A 7,093-nucleotide genomic window follows, 5' to 3' on the forward strand; every position below is an offset into this window, starting at 1 on the left:
CCCGACCCCTCAGTTCGGGGTTGCTATTCACTCACCCTCCCCGCGAGTCGGGTCCTGCCACGCGTCTGCCCGCTCGTCCGCCCGGCAGGTCCGGGTTGCCTACTCACCCGTCGTCCCCTCCGTACGCCTCACTCGGCGTCCTCCCTGATGCGCTGGGCCCCACGCAGTCGCGCCGGGGCGGCTCGCCGGTTCTCGGCGATCTCTTCCTCGGTGGGAAGTTCGGCACCACGGGTGAGCAGCTTGAGCCGGGGCTGGTAACGCTCGGGCACCACGGGCAGTCCCGGGGGCGCCGTGTTGGCCGCACCGGCCGCGAACACCTGCTTGACCAGCCGGTCTTCGAGCGAGTGGTACGACAGGACGGCGATCCGGCCGCCGACGGCGAGGGCCTTCACCGCGGCCGGGATCGCCCGCTCCAGGACGGTCAGTTCGCCGTTGACCTCGATGCGCAGCGCCTGGAAGGTGCGCTTGGCGGGGTTGCCGCCGGTGCGCTTGGCGGCCTGTGGCAGCGAGTCGCGGATCAGTTCGACGAGCCGGGCGCTGTTGCTGAAGGGCTCCTTGTCGCGCTCGCGCACGACCGCGGAGACGATCCGCTTGGCCTGCTTCTCCTCGCCGTACGCCCGGAGGATCCGGACGAGTTCACCGGGCGGGTAGGTGTTGAGGACCTCGGCGGCGCTGATGCCGGTCGTCTGGTCCATGCGCATGTCGAGCGGCGCGTCCTGGGCGTAGGCGAACCCCCGGTCGGCCTCGTCGAGTTGCATGGAGGAGACGCCGAGGTCGAACAGGATGCCGTCGGCCTTCGGCAGGCTCAGCCGGTCGAGTACGTCGGGCAGTTCGTCGTACACCGCGTGCACCAGGTCGGCCCGCTCACCGAAGGGGGCGAGGCGCTCCCCGGAGAGGCGCAGTGCCTCCTTGTCGCGGTCGAGGCCGATCAGCCGGGCCTCGGGGAAACGGGCGAGCAGTGCCTCGCTGTGGCCGCCGAGGCCGAGGGTGCAGTCGACGACGACCGCTCCGGGCCGCTCCAGTGCGGGGGCCAACATGTCCAGGCACCGCTGGAGCATCACCGGGACGTGTCGACTGTTGCTCAAGGGGCCCTCTCAGGTCCGGCGTGGCCGTCACGCACCGCCGGGTCCCCGCCCGCTCGGAGAAGGGGAGGTCTGCCGGCGCCGGAAGCGTCAGCCGACCGGGAGCGGGAGGAGGCCGAGCCGTACGTACGCGCCGCGCACGCGGGGGATCAATCAATCCAGCAGGGAGTCTCGCCTCCCGCTTCGCGTCACTTTAGTCCACCGTGTCGCGCGGTCAATCAACGGCCTGCGCGTCGCGGCGCCCCGCCCCGACAAGCCGTAAATCCACCACAATCACCCGAACGGGTACACTCGCACCACCCTTGTGGGTTACCTCACAACAACGCTCATTGATGTTCTTTGTCCCCTCTCACAGCGGGCCCGCGAGGGGCGTGACCAGTACCGTCATGCTTATGACGACTTCTGCATCACTTCCCACCGGACCCGAAGGCGCCATATCCACCGACGGCACGGTCACCGACCGCCTCGTCGAGGCGAACGGGCAGTACGCCGCGGCCTTCACCGACCCGGGGATGGACGCCCGCCCCGTGCTCCAGGTGGCGGTCGTGGCCTGCATGGACGCCCGTCTCGACCTGCACGCCGCCCTCGGTCTGGAGCTCGGCGACTGTCACACCATCCGCAACGCGGGAGGTGCCGTCACCGACGACGTGATCCGCTCCCTGACCATCAGCCAGCGGGCGCTGGGCACGCGCAGCGTCATCCTCATCCACCACACCGGCTGCGGCCTGGAGTCCCTCACGGAGGACTTCCGGCAGGAGCTGGAGGCCGAGGTCGGCCAGCGCCCCGCCTGGGCGGTGGAGGCATTCCGGGACGTCGACCAGGACGTGCGTCAGTCGATGCAGCGTGTGCGCACCAACCCGTTCCTGCTGCACACCGACGACGTCCGCGGCTTCGTCTTCGACGTGAAGTCGGGCCTGCTTCGCGAGATCGACCCCTCGTAACCGAACCGGACCGCGCATCCGTACGTATGTCTCTACGAAATTTACCCTGCACTTCAGGGCCGAAAAGCCCTGAAACAAGACATAGCCCTGCCAGTTGTCCACAGGCGAGTGACACGAACCGGTAACGGCAACAAGAATGCGGGTGTGACGTCACGCGGAACTTTCCCCGTGTGGTGTCCGTGTTTCGGGGTGGGCCGGTCCGCATCGCAGCGCGTCGGCCTGGAGAAAGAACGGGCCTAGGAGGGCCGTGTGACGACCTATGACGATCGAGCGAGCCTCACTGATCTGACCGCCACTGTGGAGCGAGTCCGCAGTTCGGTGGAGGGAGTGATCGAGGGCAAGCCTGAGGTCGTACGGCTTTCGCTGACCGTGCTGCTCGCCGAGGGGCATCTTCTGATCGAGGATGTTCCCGGCGTCGGCAAGACCATGCTGGCGAAGACGCTGGCCAAGTCCATCGACTGTTCCGTGCGGCGCATTCAGTTCACGCCGGACCTGCTGCCCTCGGACATCACCGGTGTGTCCATCTGGGACCAGCAGCGCCGCGACTTCGAGTTCAAACCGGGGGCGATCTTCGCGCAGATCGTGATCGGCGACGAGATCAACCGCGCGTCGCCGAAGACCCAGTCCGCGCTCCTGGAGTCCATGGAGGAGCGCCAGGTCACCATCGACGGGCAGACCTACGAACTGCCCAGCCCCTTCATGGTGGTGGCCACCCAGAACCCGGTCGAGATGGAGGGCACCTACCCGCTCCCGGAGGCACAGCGCGACCGCTTCATGGCCCGCGTCTCCATCGGCTACCCGAGTGCGGAGGCCGAACTGCAGATGCTCGACGTGCACGGCGGCGTCTCACCGCTGGACGACCTCCAGCCGGTGGCCCACGCGCACGACATCGTGAAGCTCGTCGAGGCCGTCCGCAACGTCCATGTCGCGGAGTCGGTCCGCAGGTACGCGGTGGACCTGGTCGCCGCCACGCGCACCCACCCCGACCTCAGACTCGGCGCCTCGCCGCGCGCCACGCTCCATCTGTTGCGCGCCGCGAAGGCGTCCGCCGCCCTGAGCGGCCGGGAGTACGCGCTGCCGGACGACATCCAGGCCCTCGCCGTGGCCGTCCTGTCCCACCGTCTGCTGCCCACCGCCCAGGCCCAGCTGAACCGCCGCACCACCGAGCAGGTCGTGCAGGAGATCCTCCAGCGCACCGCGGTGCCCGCGGCGCCCCAGCAGCAGAGCGGCTTCGGGATGGGCCGCTCCGCGCCCGACTTCGGTCAGCAGCCACCGCGGAGGCTTGGATGAGTGCTGCGGCGCCCGGGCACCCGGAGGACGACCAGGGCGACAAGGGTGACAAGGGCGGGGTGCGCACGGCGCTGGCCGGCCTCACCACCCGCGGGCGCTCCTTCCTGGCCGCCGGGGTCGCCGCCGCCATCTGCGCGTACGTCCTGGGGCAGAGCGATCTGCTCCGGGTGGGCCTGCTGCTGTCCGTACTGCCGCTGGTCTGCGCGACCGTCCTGTACCGCACGCGCTACCGGGTGGCAGGCAGCCGCCGGCTCTCCCCCGCGCGCGTGCCCGCCGCCTCCGAGGCCCGCGTCCATCTGCGGATGGACAACGTCTCGCGGCTGCCCACAGGCCTGCTGATGCTCCAGGACCGGGTGCCCTACGTGCTCGGTCCGCGCCCCCGTTTCGTGCTGGACCGGGTGGAGGCGGGCGGGCGCCGCGAGGTGTCGTACCGCGTCCGCTCCGACCTGCGGGGCCGCTATCCGCTGGGCCCGCTCCAGTTGCGGCTGACCGACCCGTTCGGTATGTGCGAGCTGACTCGCTCCTTCTCGACGTACGACACCCTGACGGTCATCCCGCGCGTGGACGCGCTCCCGCCTGCGCGGCTGACCGGCGAGGCCAAGGGGTACGGCGACGGACGGCAGCGCTCGCTGGCGCTGGCCGGCGAGGACGACGTCATCCCGCGCGGGTACCGCTACGGCGACGACCTGCGCCGCGTGCACTGGCGCTCCACCGCCCGCTACGGCGAGCTGATGGTGCGACGCGAGGAACAGCCGCAACGCGCCCGCTGCACGGTGCTCCTCGACACCCGGGGCATCGCCTACCTGGGCGCGGGCCCGGACTCGGCCTTCGAGTGGGCCGTCTCGGGTGCGGCGTCCGTCCTGGTCCACATGCTCGAACGGGGCTTCTCAGTACGCCTGCTGACCGACACGGGCAACTCCGTACCCGGGGAGGGCGCCGAGGGTTTCGCGGGCGCCAGCCAGGGGTCGGCGGACGCGGCCGGACTGATGATGGACACCCTCGCGGTGATCGACCACTCGGACGGCACGGACATCTCGCGCGCCTACGACGTACTGCGCGGCGGCGGTGAGGGCATGCTGATGGCGTTCTTCGGCGACCTCGACGAGGAGCAGGCCGCGGTGGCCGCCAAGATGCGGCAGCGCAGCGGCGGGGCGGTCGCCTTCGTCCTGGACAGTGAGACCTGGGTGCGGGAACCCAACGATGTGCCGGGTCCCGAGGACCCGGGCGAGGAGTCGCTGCGGATGCTGCGCGAGGCGGGGTGGACAGCGGTGCGGGTGCCGCGCGGGGCCGCGATGAGTGACCTGTGGCGCCAGGCGGACCGGGAGCGTTCCGGTCTCGGTGCCCTCAGCGGCGGGGAGGGACGTTCATGAGCGGGCGCGCACGACTGGCGCTGTGCGCCTGGGTGGCCACGATGCTGACGGCGTGCGCTCTGCTGCCGCTGGTCGAGGACGTGAGCTGGCTGCTCCAGGTGGCCATCCTGCTGGGCATACAGACGATCGTCGGCGCTGGGGCCAGGCGGGTACCGCTGGCCTGGCCGCTGACGGTGGCGGCGCAGCTCCTCGTCACGCTCGTCCTGCTGACCGTGGTCTTCGCCCGGGAGCAGGCGCTCTTCGGCCTGATCCCCGGCCCCGAGACCTTCCAGCAGTTCGGCACGCTGCTGCAGAACGGCGCCGACGACATCGGCCGGTACGCGATCCCCGCGCCGCTGTCCGACGGCATCCGGCTGATGGTGGTCGGCGGTGCCCTGCTGATCGGGCTCGCCGTGGACACCCTCGCGGTGACGTTCCGCAGCGCGGCTCCGGCCGGCCTGCCGCTGCTCGCGCTGTACTCGGTCGCGGCCGGGCTGGCCGACGGCAGCGGCGCCTGGGTGTGGTTTCTGCTGGCCGCGGCGGGCTACCTGATGCTGCTCCTGGCCGAGGGCCGGGACCGGCTCTCCCAGTGGGGGCGGGTCTTCGGTGGCGCCCCGCGTGCGCCGGGCGACCTGCCGACCGGCAGTGCGCTCGCCCCCGTTCGCACGGGACGGCGGATCGGCGCGGTCGCGCTGGGCGTTGCTCTGGTGGTGCCACTGGCGCTGCCCTCGCTCGACGGCGGGCTGCTGAGCGCCGCCGGGGGCGGGGTCGGCTCGGGCAGCGGAGGCGGCGGCACGATCTCCGCCGTCAACCCCCTGGTGTCGCTGCGCGACAGCCTGAACGTGGACGAGGACCGCCAGGTCATGTCCGTGCGCAACAGCACGGACGACACCCAGGACCTGTATCTGCGGATCGTCTCGCTCGACTCCTTCGACGGCACCGCGTGGAAACCGTCCCAGCGGCACATCCAGGATGTGCCGGGCAAGTTCCCGACACCGCTGGGCCTCAGCGCGGACGTACGCCGCACCGAGATCACGACCAGCATCTCGGCGGCGGACTGGTACGCCCAGGACTGGCTGCCGATGCCGTACCCCGCGACCGGGGTGAAGATCGACGGCAGCTGGCGCTTCGAGCCGGTGGGCCGCACTCTCGTCGGCGACCACGGCCAGAACACCCGCGGCGCGCGGTACACGGTGACGAGCCTGGACGTGCAGCCGACCGCGCAGCAGCTCGCCGAGGCACCGGAACCGGACCCCGCGCTGGTGCGAGAGTTCACCCAGGTCCCCGAGTCGCTGCCGGCGATCGTGTCGCGCACCGCGCGCGAGGTGACCGCCGGTTCGGCCAACGCCTACGAGCAGGCGGTCAAGCTCCAGGACTGGTTCTCGGTGAGCGGCGGCTTCCGCTACGACACCCAGGTGCAGGTCGGCAGCGGCTCCAACGCGATCGCGCGGTTCCTGAGGGACAAGGAGGGCTTCTGCGTCCACTTCTCCTTCGCGATGGCCTCGATGGCCCGCACGCTGGGCATTCCGGCCCGGGTCGCGGTGGGCTTCGCGCCGGGCACCCCGCAGCCGGACGGCACGGTGTCGGTGGGGCTGCGCGACGCGCACGCCTGGCCCGAGCTGTACTTCGAGGGCGTCGGCTGGACCCGCTTCGAGCCGACCCCCACCCGTGGTTCGGTGCCCGAGTACACGCAGTCCCAGGCGCCGAACAGCGACATCCCGAACCCGGACGTGCCGTCTAAGAACGCCTCCGTGGCGCCCTCCGACTCCGCCTCGGCGAGCCAGACCTGCACGGCGGCGCAGCGGCGGCTGGACGGGGGCTGCGCGAGCGAGTCCGCGCAGGCCGCGATCGGCCAGAACGGCGACAGCGACTGGTGGTCTCCCGAACTGGGGTGGACGCTGGCCGCACTGGCCGTGCTGGCACTTCTGCTGCTGCCGATGCTGTGGCGGCTGCGGATCCGGGCCGTACGGCTCGGGGCACACGGCCGCGGTGACGCCGACGCGACGGTCCACGCGCTGTCGGCGTGGCAGGAACTGACCGACACCGCCTGGGACTTCGGCATCAGTCCGGAGGAGTCCCAGACGCCCCGCAGAGCGGCGGCCAGGATCGTGCGCCTCGGGCTTCTCGACCCGACGGCGGCGAGCGCCGTGCACCGGGTGGCGGACGCCGTGGAACAGGTCCTGTACGCGCCCAGTCCCCGTCCGACGGCGGGGCTCGCGGAGGACGTGCGCCGGGTGACCGAGGCGCTGCGCGCCACGGTGGGCCGGGGCACGAAGCTGCGTGCGATGTTCGCCCCGCGTTCGACCGTCCGTGTGGTGTGGGCGCTGTCGGCCCGGTGGACGGAGCTCAGCGAGCGCGCGTCGGCGGCCAGGCCGGTCCTGCGCAAGCCATGGGGCCAGCAGAGCTGACGGCCCCACAGCCGGACATGCCG

General features: G+C 71.4%; 5 protein-coding genes. 4 read left to right on the plus strand and 1 reads right to left on the minus strand.

The genetic code is table 11. The annotated features are described in order from the left end of the window. Positions 1–128: 128 nt before the first annotated feature. The gene (gene rsmH / locus STRTUCAR8_RS02270) at positions 129–1,085 is read right to left on the minus strand and encodes a 16S rRNA (cytosine(1402)-N(4))-methyltransferase RsmH (protein ID WP_006373775.1); all 957 of its coding nucleotides are present in this window, start codon (positions 1,083–1,085) and stop codon (positions 129–131) included. Between the two features lie 389 nt (positions 1,086–1,474). Between rsmH and STRTUCAR8_RS02275 the strand changes: the two genes are divergently transcribed. The 4 genes from STRTUCAR8_RS02275 to STRTUCAR8_RS02290 all read left to right on the plus strand — a co-directional run bounded on the left by STRTUCAR8_RS02275 (position 1,475) and on the right by STRTUCAR8_RS02290 (position 7,070). After that, positions 1,475–2,023: a beta-class carbonic anhydrase gene (locus tag STRTUCAR8_RS02275; protein WP_006373778.1), complete on the plus strand. Its 549-nt coding sequence runs from the start codon at positions 1,475–1,477 to the stop codon at positions 2,021–2,023. Between the two features lie 249 nt (positions 2,024–2,272). Then, positions 2,273–3,313, plus strand: a complete 1,041-nt coding sequence (locus STRTUCAR8_RS02280; protein WP_006373774.1) for an AAA family ATPase — start codon at positions 2,273–2,275, stop codon at positions 3,311–3,313. Next, the gene (locus STRTUCAR8_RS02285) at positions 3,310–4,683 is read left to right on the plus strand and encodes a DUF58 domain-containing protein (protein ID WP_006373777.1); all 1,374 of its coding nucleotides are present in this window, start codon (positions 3,310–3,312) and stop codon (positions 4,681–4,683) included. Before STRTUCAR8_RS02280 ends, STRTUCAR8_RS02285 begins: the two co-directional genes overlap by 4 nt. Then, the gene (locus STRTUCAR8_RS02290; protein WP_006373773.1) at positions 4,680–7,070 is read left to right on the plus strand and encodes a transglutaminase TgpA family protein; all 2,391 of its coding nucleotides are present in this window, start codon (positions 4,680–4,682) and stop codon (positions 7,068–7,070) included. Before STRTUCAR8_RS02285 ends, STRTUCAR8_RS02290 begins: the two co-directional genes overlap by 4 nt. Positions 7,071–7,093 lie beyond the last annotated feature (23 nt).

This window comes from Streptomyces turgidiscabies Car8 (assembly GCF_000331005.1).
Classification (GTDB): Bacteria; Actinomycetota; Actinomycetes; order Streptomycetales; family Streptomycetaceae; genus Streptomyces; species Streptomyces turgidiscabies.

Coding starts and splice junctions, on each gene's coding strand:
- STRTUCAR8_RS02275 (WP_006373778.1), top strand. CDS start 1,475: ATGACGACTTCTGCATCACTTCCCACCGGACCCGAAGGCGCCATATCC.
- STRTUCAR8_RS02285 (WP_006373777.1), top strand. CDS start 3,310: ATGAGTGCTGCGGCGCCCGGGCACCCGGAGGACGACCAGGGCGACAAG.
- STRTUCAR8_RS02290 (WP_006373773.1), top strand. CDS start 4,680: ATGAGCGGGCGCGCACGACTGGCGCTGTGCGCCTGGGTGGCCACGATG.